12 protein-coding genes and 1 pseudogene are annotated in these 15,515 nt (G+C 71.0%); 4 read left to right on the top strand and 9 right to left on the bottom strand.

What is annotated here, in order from left to right; all coding sequences use genetic code 11:
• Positions 1–113: 113 nt before the first annotated feature.
• The gene (locus OG357_RS24235) at positions 114–668 is read left to right on the top strand and encodes a DJ-1/PfpI family protein (RefSeq protein ID WP_329623152.1); all 555 of its coding nucleotides are present in this window, start codon (positions 114–116) and stop codon (positions 666–668) included.
• Between the two features lie 288 nt (positions 669–956).
• Here OG357_RS24235 and OG357_RS24230 read toward each other — a convergent pair whose 3' ends face one another.
• Positions 957–1,613 (bottom strand): HAD family hydrolase, encoded by a 657-nt coding sequence (locus OG357_RS24230; protein ID WP_329623151.1) that lies wholly within the window; start codon positions 1,611–1,613, stop codon positions 957–959.
• Positions 1,614–1,660: 47 nt separating this feature from the next.
• Complete coding sequence (locus tag OG357_RS24225; protein WP_329623150.1) at positions 1,661–2,167, bottom strand: DUF6912 family protein; 507 nt, start codon at positions 2,165–2,167, stop codon at positions 1,661–1,663.
• A gap of 274 nt (positions 2,168–2,441) precedes the next feature.
• Here OG357_RS24225 and OG357_RS24220 point away from each other — a divergent pair, with 274 nt between their 5' ends.
• Positions 2,442–2,903 carry an Rv3235 family protein gene (locus OG357_RS24220; protein WP_329623149.1) on the top strand — a complete coding sequence of 154 codons (462 nt, stop codon included), beginning with the start codon at positions 2,442–2,444 and terminating at the stop codon, positions 2,901–2,903.
• Between the two features lie 108 nt (positions 2,904–3,011).
• On the opposite strand, the gene secA is transcribed toward OG357_RS24220, so the two are convergent.
• Positions 3,012–5,819 carry a preprotein translocase subunit SecA gene (secA, locus tag OG357_RS24215; RefSeq protein ID WP_329623148.1) on the bottom strand — a complete coding sequence of 936 codons (2,808 nt, stop codon included), beginning with the start codon at positions 5,817–5,819 and terminating at the stop codon, positions 3,012–3,014.
• A gap of 239 nt (positions 5,820–6,058) precedes the next feature.
• On the opposite strand from secA, the gene OG357_RS24210 reads away from it, so the two are divergent.
• Together OG357_RS24210 and OG357_RS24205 are read left to right on the top strand one after the other, a co-directional pair.
• Positions 6,059–6,646 carry a GNAT family N-acetyltransferase gene (locus OG357_RS24210; RefSeq protein ID WP_329623147.1) on the top strand — a complete coding sequence of 196 codons (588 nt, stop codon included), beginning with the start codon at positions 6,059–6,061 and terminating at the stop codon, positions 6,644–6,646.
• Between the two features lie 44 nt (positions 6,647–6,690).
• Positions 6,691–7,860: a winged helix-turn-helix domain-containing protein gene (locus OG357_RS24205; protein ID WP_329623146.1), complete on the top strand. Its 1,170-nt coding sequence runs from the start codon at positions 6,691–6,693 to the stop codon at positions 7,858–7,860.
• Positions 7,861–7,881: 21 nt separating this feature from the next.
• On the opposite strand, the pseudogene OG357_RS24200 reads toward OG357_RS24205, so the two are convergent.
• From OG357_RS24200 to mtrA, 6 genes and pseudogenes are all read right to left on the bottom strand, one after another.
• Positions 7,882–8,550: pseudogene (locus OG357_RS24200) on the bottom strand (response regulator); the annotation flags it as partial.
• Between the two features lie 314 nt (positions 8,551–8,864).
• A complete protein-coding gene (gene hpf, locus OG357_RS24195) occupies positions 8,865–9,545 on the bottom strand; it encodes a ribosome hibernation-promoting factor, HPF/YfiA family (protein ID WP_317595863.1) in 681 nt (226 codons plus the stop codon).
• Positions 9,546–9,839: 294 nt separating this feature from the next.
• Positions 9,840–10,655, bottom strand: coding sequence for a ComF family protein (locus tag OG357_RS24190; protein ID WP_329623144.1), 816 nt, complete (start codon positions 10,653–10,655; stop codon positions 9,840–9,842).
• Between the two features lie 205 nt (positions 10,656–10,860).
• Complete coding sequence (locus tag OG357_RS24185) at positions 10,861–12,726, bottom strand: LpqB family beta-propeller domain-containing protein (RefSeq protein WP_329623143.1); 1,866 nt, start codon at positions 12,724–12,726, stop codon at positions 10,861–10,863.
• Entirely contained in the window at positions 12,716–14,728 is a 2,013-nt protein-coding gene (mtrB, locus tag OG357_RS24180; RefSeq protein ID WP_329623142.1) for an MtrAB system histidine kinase MtrB, read from the bottom strand. Before mtrB ends, OG357_RS24185 begins: the two co-directional genes overlap by 11 nt.
• A 1-nt stretch (position 14,729) precedes the next feature.
• Positions 14,730–15,407: a two-component system response regulator MtrA gene (mtrA, locus tag OG357_RS24175; protein ID WP_024758631.1), complete on the bottom strand. Its 678-nt coding sequence runs from the start codon at positions 15,405–15,407 to the stop codon at positions 14,730–14,732.
• Between the last annotated feature and the right edge of the window lie 108 nt (positions 15,408–15,515).

Below are 15,515 nucleotides of genomic sequence, written 5' to 3'. Positions count from 1 at the left end.
TGACGTTATGGACAGCGACACGTGTCCTCTTGGCAAAGCGGCCCGCCGGAGGCAGCGTGTACGCAAGCATGGGCACAGCACGACAGACCGACCATCTGTGATCTGGGAGAGCCATGGCGAAGATCCTGATCGTGACCGGGGACGCGGCGGAGTCGCTGGAGGTGATGTACCCCTACCAGCGGCTACTGGAGGAGGGCTACGAGGTCGACATCGCGGCCCCGGCGCGCAAGCAGCTCCGCTTCGTCGTCCACGACTTCGAGCCGGGCTTCGACACGTACACCGAGAAGCCGGGCTACACCTGGCCCGCGGACCTGGCCTTCTCGGAGGTCGACCCGGGCGCGTACGTGGCGGTGGTGATCCCGGGCGGCCGGGCACCGGAGTACCTGCGCAACGACCCGGAGCTCCGCAAGATCCTGAAGGCCTTCTTCGACGCGGACAAGCCGGTGGCCCAGATCTGCCACGGCCCGCTCCTGACGGCGGCGGTCGGCGGCCTGGAGGGCCGCAGGGTCACGGCGTACCCGGCCCTGGAACTCGACATGCAGGCGGCGGGCGCCACCTTCCAGGACGCGGCGGCCGTGGTCGACGGCCTCCTGGTCTCCTCCCGAGCCTGGCCGGACCACCCGACCTGGATGCGCGAATTCCTGAAGGTCCTCCGCGCCAAGGCCTGACACCCACGGAAGCGTCTCCCACCCCACCGCCCGCCGACGCCGACGGATTCCCCACCGGCCGTCGGCGGCCGACGGGGGGGTCCCCGGCGGGCGACGGCGGCGGTTCCCATGCCCCCCACCGGCCGGCAGCCGCCGACGGCGGTCGGCCGCCCACGGGAAGACCCGAGGTCGACGTCAAAGTACGGGTGGTGCGGGTGGGAACCCCAGCCCGGCCGAAGGCCGGGCGCACTCCACCGGCCCGCACGGGCCCACCGACCGGCACCACAGCACCGGCCCGGCCCGACCCGGCTACACCAGCTCCTCCGCCACGGACACCGCCTCCGCCAGCGAGTCCACCACCGGCACCCCCACCCGCTCCAGCGAATCCCGGCTGTGCGACCCCCCGGTGTACAGCACCGCCTTCGCACCGACGTGCGCCGCCGCCACCGCGTCGTCCGCCGCGTCGCCGATCACGACGACCCGGTCCGCCGAGACGCGCAGCGCCTCCAGGTGCCGCACCATGTGCCCGGACTTCCCGTCCGTCGAGTCGCCGACCCGCCCGTCCATCCGGACGAAGCGCTCGGCGATCCCATGGCGCCGCACGAGCGGTATGAGCTCCGCGTGCGGCGCGAGCGACAGCAGCGACTGCGTGAAGCCGGAGTCCTGCCGCGCGGCGAGCAGCTCCGCCGCGCCGAGCGTGAGCGCGCACGCCTCCGCCCGCGCCCAGTAGTGCCGATGGAAGGCGCCGTCCATGACGGTCCACTCCTCGTCGGTGGGCAGCCGCCCCATGAGCCGCTCGTAGAACTTCGGCACGGGCACCGTGTAGAGCTCGCGGTACCGCTCCAGCGTGATCGGTTCGAGCCCGATCTCGGCGAAGGCCGCGTTCGACGCCCCGATCACCGCGCCGATGTCGTCGAGCAGTGTCCCGTTCCAGTCCCAGACCAGATGCTTACCGTGCTTCCCCATGGAGAAACGGTACCGGCCACCTCCGACAACGAACCACAGGCGACGGATTACCCCAGCAGCCCGGGAATCTCCTGCACCCCGAACCACAGCAGCTCGTGATCCTCGGCCCCGTCCACCACGAAGCGCGCGTCGTCGTCGCCCTGGTCCGCCGCCCCGAGCGCGGAAGCCGCCGCGGTGACGTCCGCCTCGGCGTCGTCCGCGTCGGCGTGCACCGCCGCGGCCTTGGCCAGCGGTACGGCACCGGCGATCCGGACCTCGCCGATCGAACCGGCGTCGAGCCCCCGGTCGGGATCCGCGGTGGCGTCCTTGTCGGCCACGTCGACGGCGACGACGACCCGGCGCCGGGGCGCCTGGGGGTCACCGGCGAGGAGCCGCAGGGAGGCGGAGGCGGCCCGGTTGAGCGCCGCGTACTCCAGCTCCTCGATGTCGTCGGAGACGTACCACTCGCGCAGCGCCGGGGTGACGGCGTAGGCGGTCAGCGGGCCGGGGCCCAGCTCGCCCGCCTTGTGCGCCTGTGCGAGACCGGGGAGGGTCAGGGGGACGTACACGCGCATGGCTGGCCGCTTTCGTAGACGGAGAGGCCCTCAGGATACGTGCGGAGTCCCCCTTCGGGGTGGCGGGACGAACGCACCGCCCGTCCACCGCCGGACAGCCCCGCCAAGGCCCTGAAGAGCGGCTTTTCCCCCGCGTCACCCTGATAGGTGATTCGCCCCCGGGAGGGCCCCGCGGCCGGGGACTCCTTGCGGGGGCTCATGCCTCACCCGTACAAGATCCCCAACGGAAGTTACCGACTGGTACCAATCGGTTACGCAACGACAGGGGCCCACCATGAACAGCTACACGGCCACCACCCGCCCCCGCACTCCTCTCCCTCGCACCGCCCCCGGCGGCCCCGCCGGCACCCGCCCCCGCGGCGGCGCGGGCACCCACCCCCGCACACCGCCCCGCGCACGTCCCCCGCACACCGTCTTCGCGGAGCGCCTGCTCGCGGTGCTCAGCGGGGAGCGGCCGGTCCACTGGATGCTCGGCCACACCGTCGGCGAGGCGTACGAGCAGCTCGTCCGGCTCGCCCCGGCGACGCCCCTGCGGTCACTCGGACCCCGCCCCGTCCTTCGCCGCTGCTCCGTGCAGCTGGACCCCCACCGCACGACCATGGAGGCCTTCGCGAGCATCGCCACCGGCCGTCGTGTCCGGGCCATGGCGTTCCGCCTGGAGCTCGGCGCCGATCAGCGCTGGCGCTGCGCCGCCGTGGAGCTCGACGGGCTCGGCGTGGCCGCCCGGCACCCATGACGAAGGGGCTGGCACCCACCGGGTGCCAACCCCTCCACGTCACGCCGTCACGGCCTCACGCCGCCACCGCCGCCACTGCGGCCACTGCGGCCACTGCGGCCAACCGTGTCACTTCTTGCGACGACGCCCACCGCTCGCGTTCTTCTGCGCCTTACGACGCTCCGCCCGCGTCATCCCGTCGCCGGCCTCCTCGTCGGAGGCGAAGTCGCCCTCGACGACCCCGCCGTCACCGTCGACGGTCGGCGCGGAGAAGTGCAGCCGGTCCGGCCGCTGCGGCGCGTCGAGCCCCTTGGCGCGGATCTCCGGACGCCCGGCGCCGGCGGGCACCGCGTCCTCCTTCGCGAGGGACGGACCGCTCGCCTGCACCGGGACCTCCTCGACCTGCTGCTCGACCTGGACCTCCAGGTTGAACAGGTAGCCGACGGACTCCTCCTTGATGCCCTCCATCATGGCGGTGAACATGTCGAAGCCCTCGCGCTGGTACTCGACCAGCGGGTCCTTCTGCGCCATGGCGCGCAGGCCGATGCCCTCCTGGAGGTAGTCCATCTCGTAGAGGTGCTCGCGCCACTTGCGGTCCAGGACCGACAGGACCACGCGCCGCTCCAGCTCACGCATGATCTCCGAGCCGAGCTGCTTCTCACGCGCGTCGTACTGCTCGTGGATGTCGCCCTTGATGGACTCGGCGATGAACTCGGCGGTGATGCCCGCCCGGTCCCCGGCCGCGTCCTCCAGCTCGTCCACGGTGACCTTCACCGGGTAGAGCTGCTTGAAGGCGTTCCACAGACGGTCGAGGTCCCACTCCTCCGCGAAGCCCTCGGCGGTCTCCTGGCGGATGTAGTCGTCGATCGTGTCGTCCATGAAGTGCTGGATCTGCTCGTGCAGGTCCTCGCCCTCCAGGACGCGGCGGCGCTCGCCGTAGATGACCTGGCGCTGCCGGTTGAGGACGTCGTCGTACTTCAGGACGTTCTTACGCGTCTCGAAGTTCTGCGTCTCGACCTGCGACTGGGCCGAGGCGATCGCCCGGGTGACCATCTTGTTCTCGATCGGCACGTCGTCCGGCACGTTGGCCATGGCCATCACGCGCTCGACCATCTGCGCCTTGAACAGGCGCATCAGGTCGTCGCCGAGCGAGAGGTAGAAGCGGGACTCGCCGGGGTCGCCCTGACGGCCGGAACGACCGCGCAGCTGGTTGTCGATACGGCGGGACTCGTGCCGCTCGGTGCCGAGCACGTACAGCCCGCCGAGGTCCTTGACCTCCTCGAACTCCGCCTTCACGGCCTTCGCGGCGCGCTCCAGGGCGCCGGGGAGGGCCGCGGCCCACTCCTCGACATGGTCGACCGGGTCCAGACCGGCCTGGCGCAGCTCGGCCTCGGCGAGGTCGTCCGGGTTGCCGCCGAGCTTGATGTCCGTACCGCGACCGGCCATGTTCGTGGCGACGGTGACGGCGCCGCGGCGGCCGGCCTGCGCGACGATGCTCGCCTCGCGGTCGTGGTGCTTGGCGTTGAGGACCTCGTGCTGGACACCGCGCTTGGAGAGCTGCTGCGAGAGGTACTCGGACTTCTCGACGGAGGTCGTGCCGACGAGGATCGGCTGACCCTTCTCGTGCTTCTCCGCGATGTCGTCGACGACGGCGGCGAACTTGGCGACCTCGGTCCGGTAGATCAGGTCGGACTGGTCCTTGCGGATCATCGGCCTGTTCGTGGGGATCGGGACGACGCCCAGCTTGTAGATCTGGTGGAACTCGGCGGCCTCGGTCATGGCCGTACCGGTCATGCCGGACAGCTTCGAGTAGAGGAGGAAGAAGTTCTGCAGGGTGATCGTGGCGAGGGTCTGGTTCTCGTCCTTGATCGCCACCCCTTCCTTCGCCTCGATCGCCTGGTGCATGCCCTCGTTGTAGCGGCGACCGGCGAGGATACGGCCGGTGTGCTCGTCGACGATCATGACTTCGCCGTCCATGACGACGTAGTCCTTGTCCTTCTTGAACAGCTCCTTCGCCTTGATGGCGTTGTTCAGGTAGCCGACAAGCGGGGTGTTCACCGACTCGTAGAGGTTGTCGATGCCGAGCCAGTCCTCGACCTTGGCGACACCGGCCTCGTGGATGGCGACGGTGCGCTTCTTCTCGTCGACCTCGTAGTCGCCGGTCTCCTCGATGCCCTTGAGCTGGTTGCCGGGCTCGCCCCTGGTGAGGCGGGTGACCAGCTTGGCGAAGTCGCCGTACCACTTGGTGGCCTGGTCGGCGGGGCCGGAGATGATCAGCGGCGTACGGGCCTCGTCGACGAGGATCGAGTCGACCTCGTCGACACAGGCGAAGTTGTGGCCGCGCTGGACGAGCTCCTCCTGGGACCACGCCATGTTGTCGCGGAGGTAGTCGAAGCCGAACTCGTTGTTCGTGCCGTACGTGATGTCGCAGGCGTACTGCTCACGGCGCTGGGCCGGGGTCATGTTGGCGAGGATGCAGCCGACCTTCAGACCCAGGAACTTGTGGACGCGACCCATCATCTCGGAGTCGCGCTCGGCCAGGTAGTCGTTGACCGTGATCAGGTGCACGCCCTTGCCGGAGAGCGCGTTGAGATACGCCGGCAGGGTACCGACGAGAGTCTTGCCCTCACCGGTCTTCATCTCGGCGACGTAGCCGAGGTGGAGCGCGGCGCCGCCCATCAGCTGGACGTCGTAGTGGCGCTGTCCGAGGACGCGCTTGGCGGCCTCACGCACGGTCGCGAAGGCTTCCGGCATCAGGTCGTCGAGGCTCTCGCCGTCGGCGTACCGCTGCTTGTACTCGTCGGTGAGCGCCCGCAGGTCGGCGTCGGAGAGGTTGACGAAGTCCTCTTCGATGGAGTTGACCTGGTCCGCGATGCGGTGCAGTTTGCGCAGGATCTTGCCTTCGCCTGCACGCATGAGCTTGTTGAAGACGGACACTGAGGCTGGTCTCCTTGCCGGTCGGGCCTGGCACTGGGTCTTGTGATCGACGCGAGCGCGGGCACGGCAGGTGGTCCCCACCGCAACGGCCATCGTAAGCGAGACCGCCCTCGCGAAGGGAGGCCCGCAGTGCCCGAGCCGCGAGGCCACCCTCAAAGAGAACGCACGAGGTGGGCGGAAGGTGCCGCCCCACCCGAAAAGTGTTCGCTTCCGGCCGGGCGGCTCACGACAATCCAGGCATGGAGCCGATCACCCTCACCACCGACCGACTGCGTCTGCGGAACTTCGTCCCCGAAGACCTCGACACGGTGTACGAAATCTGCCAGGACCCGGACATCCGGCGCTGGACCGTCGTCCCGGACCCTTACACCCGGCAGGACGCCGACTTCTTCCTGAACCGGCTGGTGCCCGACGGCTGGCGCGAGGACTCGGACTACACCTTCGCCGTCGAGCCCGTGGCCGGCGGCCCTCTGCTCGCGGCGAGCTCGCTGACCAGCCGCGGCTCGGGAGTCTGGGAGGTCGGCTACTGGATGCGCCAGGAGCACCGGGGCCAGGGCTACATGACGGAGATCGTCCGGGCCCTGGCCCACTGGGCGTTCACGAGCCTGGGCTGCACCCGTCTCCTCTGGCGCGCGGAGCTCGGCAACACCGGGTCGCGCGCGGTGGCCGAGAGCGTCGGCTTCGCCGTGGAGGGCGTCCAGCGCGCCGGCCTCGTCAACAAGGGCACGCTGCGCGACTGCTGGGTCGGCGCCCTGCTCCCCTCGGACTTCGGCCTGCCGAGCCCGCTGCCGTACCTCCCGGCCCGCGACCAGCCCGCCCAGGGCTGAACCGCCAGCCGTCACTGTCAGTGCCGGGCCCTAGGGTGCGTTCCATGACGACTGCGCCGCGCCCCGCCGCCGAACTGTCCGCCGACGAAGCCCGCCGGATCGCGCTGCGCGCTCAGGGGTTCCTGGGCGCTCCCGACCGCAGGTCCGGGGTCCGCGGGGTGCTGCGCGCCCTCGGTCAGGTCCAGCTCGACACGATCTCCGTACTGGCCCGCTCGCACGAGCTCATTCCGTACGCGCGCCTGGGCGCCGTGGGCCGTAAGACGGTCGAGGACGCCTACTGGACCGACGCTCACGCCTTCGAGTACTGGTCGCACGCCGCCTGCATCCTGCCGATCGAGGAGTGGCCGCACTTCGCGTTCCGCCGCCGCGCGTACCGCGACCGCCCGCACTGGCACCACGATCTGTCGGCCGGGGCGTACGACAAGGTGATCGACCAGCTGCGGACCGAGGGCCCGCAGACCGCGACGGAGCTGGGCGGCGCGAAGAACAAGGGCGAGTGGTGGGACTGGTCCGACGGGAAGATCGCCGTCGAGCGGGCGCTGATGCACGGCGAGGTGGTGGTGGTCGAGCGGCGCAGCTGGAAGCGGGTCTACGACCTGGCGGAGCGGGCGGTCCCACAGGCGCTGCTCCATGACGAGCTGGACGACGCCGAGTGCGTGCGGCGCCTGGTGCGGCAGGCGGGCGAGGCGCTGGGCGTGGGCACGCGCGCGGACATCGCCGACTACCACCGCATCAAGGGGGAGCAGTTCGACGCGGTGGTCGAGGCGTCGGGGCTCGTGCCGGTGACGGTGGCGGGCTGGGGGAAGCCCGCGTGGGCGGACCCGGCGGCGCTGGCGACCGAGCCCCGCGGCCGGCACCGGACGACGCTGCTCTCGCCGTTCGACTCGCTGGTCTGGGAGCGGGCGCGGACGGAGCGGATCTTCGGCTTCACGCACCGCCTGGAGGCGTACGTGCCGAAGCAGAAGCGGGTGCACGGCTACTTCGCGATGCCGGTCCTGTCCGGAGGCCGTCTGGTCGGCCGGGTGGACCCGGCGCGCGAGGGCGGCACCCTGGTCGCCCGGCAGATCACCCTGGACGGCCCCAAGGCCGTTCCGGCGGTGGCGCAGGCACTGCGCGAGGCCGCCGAGTGGGTCGGCTGCGACGCGGTGTCCGTGGTCCCGGAGCGCGTGAACCACCCCGAGCTCGCACCGGAGCTGGTACGGGCCCTGAGCTGACGGGACGGGCGCGCGAGCGCCCTACCGGATCTCGAGGATCTTCTCCCGCATCGCGTACACCACGGCCTCCATGCGGGAGTGGAGCTGCAGCTTCTCCAGGATGTTCCGCACGTGGTTCTTCACCGTGTTCTCGGAGATGAACAGCTCCTTGGCAATGTCCCGGTTGTTCATCCCGGTCGCAACGAGCTTGAGGACCTCCAGCTCACGGTCCGTCAGCCGGGGCGCGGGCACGAGCCTGCGCTCGTCGGTGCGCTGGATCATCGACTTGAACTCGGTGAGGAGCTTGGACGCCATCGACGGGCTGATCTGCGACTGCCCGTCCGCGACCGCGCGGATCGCCGTCGCGACCTCGTCGGTGGAGATCTCCTTGAGGAGGTAGCCGGTCGCCCCGGCCTTGATCGCCTCGTAGAGGTCGGCCTCCTCGTCGCTGATCGTCAGCATGATGATCTTCGCGCTGGGGGCCACCTCCTTGATGGAGGTGCACGCCTCGATGCCGCCGCGCCGGGGCATCCGCACGTCCATCAGGACGATGTCGGGCAGCAGATCGGCGGCCTTATCGACCGCCTCGGCCCCGTCACCGGCCTCGCCGACGACCTGGATGTCCTCTTCCTGGGCGAGGACGATCTCCAGACCCCGGCGGAAGAGGGCGTGGTCGTCCACGACGAGGACCCGAATCGGCTCTTTGCGGCAGTCGCCGCTGTCCGAATCCAATCCCTCCGCCGTGCTCTCCGGAGTGACCGCGCCATAGGGCTCACGTCCCCTGAGCACCGGCCCGAAGCTGTCCGCCATCGTTCCTCCCCCTGAAGGCCGTGGCCTGAATTCGTTTCCGGTCCTCCAACCGATGCTCGACGAGCACCGGTTGGCGTGCACGACATGCTTTCATGCCCCGGCGGCGCGCGGGGTTACCCATGGGCGCACGGGGGTGCCCCTGGGGGCGCGAACCGCGCTCCAGGGGCACCGTGAGGGACACCTGAGGTGGATGTGGGTGATGCGGTGGCGGTCTGTCAGCCGCCGAGCGCACCGCCGGCGCCGCCACCCTCGGCGAGCGGGTCGCTCTCCAGGTGGATGACGCCGTAGTCGTACGCGTGTCGCCGGTAGACGACGCTCGGCTGCTTGTTGTCGGCGTCGACGAACAGGTAGAAGTCGTGGCCGACCAGCTCCATCTCGTAGAGCGCCTGGTCGAGCGTCATGGGGGCGGCCCGGTGGGTCTTCTCGCGCACCACCAGCGGGCCTTCGCCCTGAACCTCGATCGAGCCCATCATCGTGGTGGGCACCTTGTCGGACTCGTCGGCGACCAGCTGGCCGTCTCCGTTGAGCTGGGCGGCGCCGGGCACCACGTCCCCGACTTCCGCTGCCGACAGCCTGCCGTTGCCACGGCGGGTGTAACGCTTGTCGTGCTGCTTCCGCAGCCGGGCCTCCAGCTTGTCGCTGGCGAGGTCGAGGGCTGCGTACGGGTCGCCTGCCGCAGCTTCCGCCCGGATCACCGGGCCTCGGGAGTGGAGGGTGATCTCCACGCGGTCGGACCTGTCGGCCTGCCGCGGGTTGTGCTCCTTGGACACCTCGACGTCGAGGCTGATCACCTTGCCGTCGAGCTTCTGGATCTTCTCCAGCTTCAGCTTCTCGGCCACGTGCTTGCGGAACCGCTCGGGCACCTCGGTCTTGCGGCCCTTGACGACGATGTCCACGCAGAACTCCGTTCCCGGATCGCCCTGATCGGCTCCTCGGCCGCCGGGCATCTCCCTTTGCACCAGACTCCGGTGGTTACCGGAGCTCGGACTTGGCGACTTTCACCTCCTCCTCCCCAGTCGACAAGATCCCCACCCCATCGACAAGAGGTTAATTCGCCCTGAACTCCTGTCCTGTAGGCGCAACCATGTATTCGGCGAGGCAGTGGCGTTCGCCATTCCTCACAACCGAACATAGCCCCTTCGGACGGGTGTCGGCACCCGCTACCGCGACATACCTCCGTTCGGGCGCTTTCACCTCTCACCACCTGCAACGATCCAAGTTCCTGGCGAGTTCCGGTTTATTTCGAACGAAGCGGGAGAGGATGCGATCACAGCCGCCCGCCGCTGTTCGAATCCATGCTGCGCGGAACGTGTCGGCGATCTTTCCGTCAATGCCTGCGGTAATCCGGGAATGAACGGAAGGTGTACGTCTCCGAGTGCGCGCGCCGCCTCCGCGAGCGAAGCGCCCGTCGTCATCAGATCGTCCACGAGAACCACCCTTCCGGTCCCGAGAAGACGCGCACCGCCTGGTACGACCTCGAGCGCCCCCGAAAGGTTCGCCAGCCGCCCGCGTGCACCGAGACCCGCCTGGTCCGCCACGTACCGCCGCTGACGCAGCACGGGCACGACCCGTGCGGCCCGTCCCGCGCGCCGCAGCCGGGCGGCGGCGGCCAGCGCGATCCGTCGCGTCGGATCGTGGCCACGCGCCCGCACGGAGCGCCGTGAGGACGGCACCGGTACCAGGAGCAGCGGCGGGGAGACGAGGCCCGTGGCGGGCCCTGCAGCGGCCGCCACGGCGGCGGCCAGCGCGCCGCCCAGGGGCCCGGCGAGTGCCAGCGCCCCGCGTTCCTTGTGAGCGAGGAGGAGTTCCCGTACGGCGTCGGCGTACGGCGCGACGGCATGGACCGCCGGCAGCCCCGCCGGCTCGGGCGCGGGCCGCACCCTGCGCGGTCCGGCCCCGGCCAGCGCGCCCGCGCACTCCGGGCACAGGACAGTGCGCGGCCTGCCGCAGCCTCCGCAGGCGACCGGCAGCACCAGCCCGGCGATCTCGCGCCACCACCCCCGCATGACTCCACTGTGCGCGCTCCCGCCGCCGCGGACCACCCCTGTGGAAAACCCGGTCGCGCACCCCGAACCGACCGGGAGGGGCGCCCCGAGGGCCGGGGCTCGTCGGCCCGCGCGGGATTCCCGCCCGGACACCCCGAGTCCGTCAGGTCGCGTCCCGGCCGGACACGGAGACCGACCCGGACACCGGCCCGGGCCTTCCCGCTCCCTACCCGGGGTAGACGGGCGAAGCGCCCGCCTTGACCACCGGCTGCCAGTTCAGCCCCGGCGCCAGCCGGACGATGCCGTCGTTCCCGGAGTTCGCCACCACCGGTGCCCCGTCGCCGTTGGGCGCGGCGACCGAGGTCACCCCGTTCAGGCCGGGAAGCACCGAGCTCGCCGAGGTCGAGCCGTCGGTCTGGAGGTAACGGATCTGCTGGACGCCGCCCGCCTCCTTGCCGACGACGACCAGCCGGCTCGGTCCGGCCCAGGAGACGGCCGTGACCGACTCCATGCGCGGCGCGGCGGGCTGCAGGCCCTCGACGGACACCGTGGGCTCCGCCCCCGCCTTCTGCCGCTCGACCCGGCCGATCTGCAGGGTGGTGCGCTCCCCCTGCTTGACCAGCAGGGCGATCCGCACGCCGTCCGCCGAGACCTTCAGTGCCTCCACGCGCGTGCCCTCCGTCAGCCACGGCGTACGGACCTCGACGGGTTCGCCGGAGCCGTCCGGCACCATCCACAGACGCGGCGTCGCGGGGTTGCGGTCGGCAACCCAGAGGTCACCCTGGCCGTCCCAGCTCGGTGCCGAGAGCCGGTCCGTGGGACGGGCCCCCTTGCTCGACAGCACCGCCGGCAGCGGGTCCTGCTCCGTGGTGATCGAGGAGACGAACAGATCGCGTCCGTTCGCCCCGACCCCGGCGGCCCGGGTCTCGCCGTGGTCGACGGCGACCGAGGACAGCGGGGTCGTCCCACTGCCGAACGGCCCCGGCAGCTCGGCCGGCTCGTCGGCCTCCTTGCCCTGGACCGCGAGCATCATCAGCTTGCCGTGCTCGTCGAGGAAGTACGGGTGCTCCTCGGGCACGGTGTTGCGGACCGCCGCGAACTCGGCCGCCTGCCCCTTGCCCAGGCGGCACAGCGAGTCCCCGCTCGGCTTCAGGAGCTCGACCTGCTCGACGCGTACGGAGGTCAGGTCGCCCAGCGTGAAGAGCAGCTGCGCCGCCATCCGACGGCACGCCTCGCCGCTCACCAGCTCGGCCTTGGCGTTGAGCGGCACCTTCAGCGTGGACTGGTCGTCCGTCGTCAGGGAGGTGACGCCCGCCTTCAGCTCCGTACCGGAGGGGAACTGCGAGTCGACGGCCGTCTTCAGCCAGTTCGTCGGTCCTTCGAGCAGCGCCTTGACGGTCTGTGTCACCGGGTCCATCCGGGTGACCGGGTCCTGCCGCTGCCGGATGTAGACCGGGTCGGCCACGACCCAGTCCTCCCCGGAGGCGAAGTAGTACTTGTTGACCGACCGGTAGTTGCGCAGGAAATCGGCCTCGCCGAGCACCAGGCCGGACGGCAGGCTGTCGATGCGCCATTCCTTGCCCTTGCCGTCCGCGGAGGGCTGCTGCACGACGTGGATGGACTCGACGTACGTGGCGGGGCTGTTCGGCTCGTAGGCGTGGCGGGCATCCACCGTCGCGATCTTGCGGCCGGAGAGCGGGTAGGCGCGGCCCTGGTTGTCCGGGTCGACGTTGCGGTCGGCCGGTTCACGGTCGGGCGCGCTGGTGAGCACGGTGATGCTCTGCGCCGGCTTCCACGTCTGCGAGGCATGCTTCGTCAGGTATTTGCGGGCGGTGGCGAAGCCGGGGTCGTCACTGGTCATCGCCTCCAGGAAGCCGTCGACGATCTCGTCCGGGTCGGCGTTCTCCCGCGGGGCGACGGCGTAGACCCGCACTTGCGAGTCGCCGGGGTTCGCCCCCTTGACCGTCTCCACCTCCCCGCTGTCGGGCATCGTCGCGCACCCGGTGACGACGAGCCCGCCGCACGCGGCGAGCACCACCGCCCGCGTGCTCCGGCCCCGCCCCGCGCGTCCCACTCGGGAGTCAGCGCCCACGTGTCCCGTCCTCCCGCTCCGCGTTCCCGGTTCCCCCGGCCGTCGCCGTGCTCGCCCCACCGTCGCTGTCCGTCGCCGCTCGCGGCACCACCCTGGCGCCGCTGCCGGGCAGGGCCGTCAGGTCGACGGTCGCCCGCGGCGACGCGGGCAGCCTCGACGGTACGGGGAGCGACGGCCGGTCCCCGACGGGCTGCGCCGGAACCGCCACGCGGCGCGCGCTCTCCTGTACGAGTCCGGCGGCGGCCTGCTCACGATTGCGCCGCGAGTCCTCGGGCTCCAGCGGGATCGGGGAGCCCCGCAACGGCTCGTCCGCGGTCCTCGGCAGGGTCAGCCGGAACTGCGAACCGCCGCCGGGCTCGCCCCAGGCCTGGAGCCAGCCGCCGTGCAGCCGGGCGTCCTCCACGGCGATCGACAGGCCGAGGCCCGTACCGCCGGTGGTGCGCGCGCGGGCGGGGTCCGCGCGCCAGAAGCGGTTGAACACCCGGGTCGCCTCGCCCGGCTTGAGTCCGACGCCGTAGTCGCGGACGGCGACGGCGACGGCACCGCCGGCGGCAGCGAGCTTCACCACCACGTCCCGGCCCTCACCGTGCTCCACGGCGTTGACGACGAGGTTGCGCAGCACCCGCTCGACCCGGCGGGCGTCCGCCTCGGCCACCACGGGCTGCTCGTCGCCGAGGACGACCATCCGGGTGCCCTTGCGCTCGGCGAGGGGTTCGGCGCCGCCGATCACCCGGCGCACGACCTGGCGCAGGTCGATCGGCTCCGCCTCCAGGGCTGCCGCTCCCGCGTCGAAGCGGCTGATCTCCAGGAGGTCGGAGAGCAGCGATTCGAAACGGTCGAGCTGGTCGCCGAGGAGTTCGGCGGCGCGCCCGGTGACGGGGTCGAAGTCGACACGGGCCTCGTGGATGACGTCGGCGGCCATCCGGACCGTGGTCAGCGGGGTGCGAAGTTCGTGCGAGACGTCGGAGACGAACCGCCGCTGCATCCGCGACAGCTCCTCCAGCTGCTGGATCTTCAGCTGGAGGCTCTGGGCCATCTTGTTGAAGGCCTCGCCGAGCCGGGCGATGTCGTCCTCGCCGGTGACCTTCATCCGTTCCTGGAGGCGGCCGGCCGAGAGCCGCTCGGCGATCCCGGCGGCCATCCGGACGGGCGTCACGACCTGGCGGACCATGAACCAGGCGATGGCGCCGAGAAGCACCACGACGAACAGCCCGGCGGTCGCAAGGGTGCCCTTGACGAGGGTGAGCGAGTCCTCCTCCTGCGTGAGCGGGAAGAGGTAGTACAGCTCGTACGGGGTGCCGTCGGCGTCGTTCAGCCGCTTGCCGATCACCAGCCCGGCCTCGGACGCCTTGCCGCTGGTGTAGTGGATCCGGGTCGACTTCTGGAAGGTGTTCGTGCCCTGGGCGACGGAGTGCCGCAGGCCGGCGGGGATGCTCGTGGTCGGGTCGACCTCGCCGGAGGCGCGGGCGCCACGGCTCGCGGTGTCACCGTTGTCGAGGGAGAGCGCGACCACGTTGAAGGCACTCTGGCCGCCACTGGCGAGTTGCTCGACGAGTGTGGAGCGCCAGTTCACGGACGCGCCGGTCCGCCCGCCGGCCTGCTGGCCCGGTGCGGACGGTGTCGTCGCCGCCCGGTCCTGGGCGGCGGAGAACCCGCCGGCGGCCTGGCTCTGGGCGGCCCTCTCCTTGGCATCGAGCAGCCCGTTACGGACCTGCCCGATGACGACGAGGCCGAGCAGCAGCACCACTCCGAGGGACATCAGGAGCGTGCCCGCGACGACCCTCAGCTGAATGTTCCGCCGCCACAGCCGCACAGCGGGCAGCAGCGGTCGGCGGAGCCAGCGAGCGAGGAGCCGGAACACCGGTCCACCCGGCGCACCGTCGTTGAGGAGCCGCCCGCCCAGCGGACGGCCGAAACGCGGGCCCCCCCGCCCCGGTCCGGCAGCCCGCCCCGTACGGTCTCCCGGGTCCCCGGGCTTCGGAGCAGTACTGCCTGTAGTCATGTCAGCTCGGCCCCGCCTTGTACCCGACACCACGGACGGTCACCACGATCTCCGGACGCTCGGGGTCCTTCTCGACCTTCGAGCGCAGCCGCTGGACGTGCACGTTCACCAGCCGGGTGTCGGCCGCGTGCCGGTATCCCCAGACCTGCTCCAGCAGGACCTCACGGGTGAAGACCTGCCACGGCTTGCGCGCCAGGGCGACGAGCAGGTCGAACTCGAGCGGGGTCAGGGCGATGGACTGCCCCTCCCGCTTCACGGAGTGCCCGGCCACGTCGATGACCAGGTCACCGATGGTGAGCTGCTCCGGCGCCGGCTCCTCGGACCGCCGCAGCCGCGCCCGGATACGGGCGACGAGCTCCTTCGGCTTGAACGGCTTGACGATGTAGTCGTCGGCCCCGGACTCCAGGCCCACCACCACGTCGACGGTGTCGCTCTTCGCGGTCAGCATGACGATCGGCACACCCGACTCGGCCCGGATGAGCCGGCACACCTCGATGCCGTCCCTCCCCGGCAGCATCAGGTCCAGCAGCACCAGGTCAGGCTTGGCCTCCCTGAATGCGGCAAGCGCCTTGTCACCGTCCGCGACGAACGACGGATCGAACCCTTCACCCCGCAGCACGATGCCGAGCATCTCGGCCAGTGCGGTGTCGTCGTCGACGACAAGAACGCGTCCCTTCATATCGACATCATCCCATTAGCCAATCGTTACCTGCCGTGACCTGTCCCACAGCGACTCCCTCAGCCTGGGCCACGACCTCGTGGATCGCGCTCCCCTCGGCCCGCCGTC

The organism is Streptomyces sp. NBC_01255 (assembly GCF_036226445.1).
GTDB lineage: Bacteria > Actinomycetota > Actinomycetes > Streptomycetales > Streptomycetaceae > Streptomyces.
This window is presented reverse-complemented; position numbering and strand designations above follow the sequence as displayed.

What these genes read in the sequence shown, in the direction of transcription:
- OG357_RS24235 (WP_329623152.1), top strand. Translation starts at nt 114, where the DNA reads ATGGCGAAGATCCTGATCGTGACCGGGGACGCGGCGGAGTCGCTGGAG.
- OG357_RS24230 (WP_329623151.1), bottom strand. Translation starts at nt 1,613, where the DNA reads ATGGGGAAGCACGGTAAGCATCTGGTCTGGGACTGGAACGGGACACTG.
- OG357_RS24225 (WP_329623150.1), bottom strand. Translation starts at nt 2,167, where the DNA reads ATGCGCGTGTACGTCCCCCTGACCCTCCCCGGTCTCGCACAGGCGCAC.
- OG357_RS24220 (WP_329623149.1), top strand. Translation starts at nt 2,442, where the DNA reads ATGAACAGCTACACGGCCACCACCCGCCCCCGCACTCCTCTCCCTCGC.
- OG357_RS24210 (WP_329623147.1), top strand. Translation starts at nt 6,059, where the DNA reads ATGGAGCCGATCACCCTCACCACCGACCGACTGCGTCTGCGGAACTTC.
- OG357_RS24205 (WP_329623146.1), top strand. Translation starts at nt 6,691, where the DNA reads ATGACGACTGCGCCGCGCCCCGCCGCCGAACTGTCCGCCGACGAAGCC.
- OG357_RS24190 (WP_329623144.1), bottom strand. Translation starts at nt 10,655, where the DNA reads ATGCGGGGGTGGTGGCGCGAGATCGCCGGGCTGGTGCTGCCGGTCGCC.
- mtrB (WP_329623142.1), bottom strand. Translation starts at nt 14,728, where the DNA reads ATGACTACAGGCAGTACTGCTCCGAAGCCCGGGGACCCGGGAGACCGT.
- mtrA (WP_024758631.1), bottom strand. Translation starts at nt 15,407, where the DNA reads ATGAAGGGACGCGTTCTTGTCGTCGACGACGACACCGCACTGGCCGAG.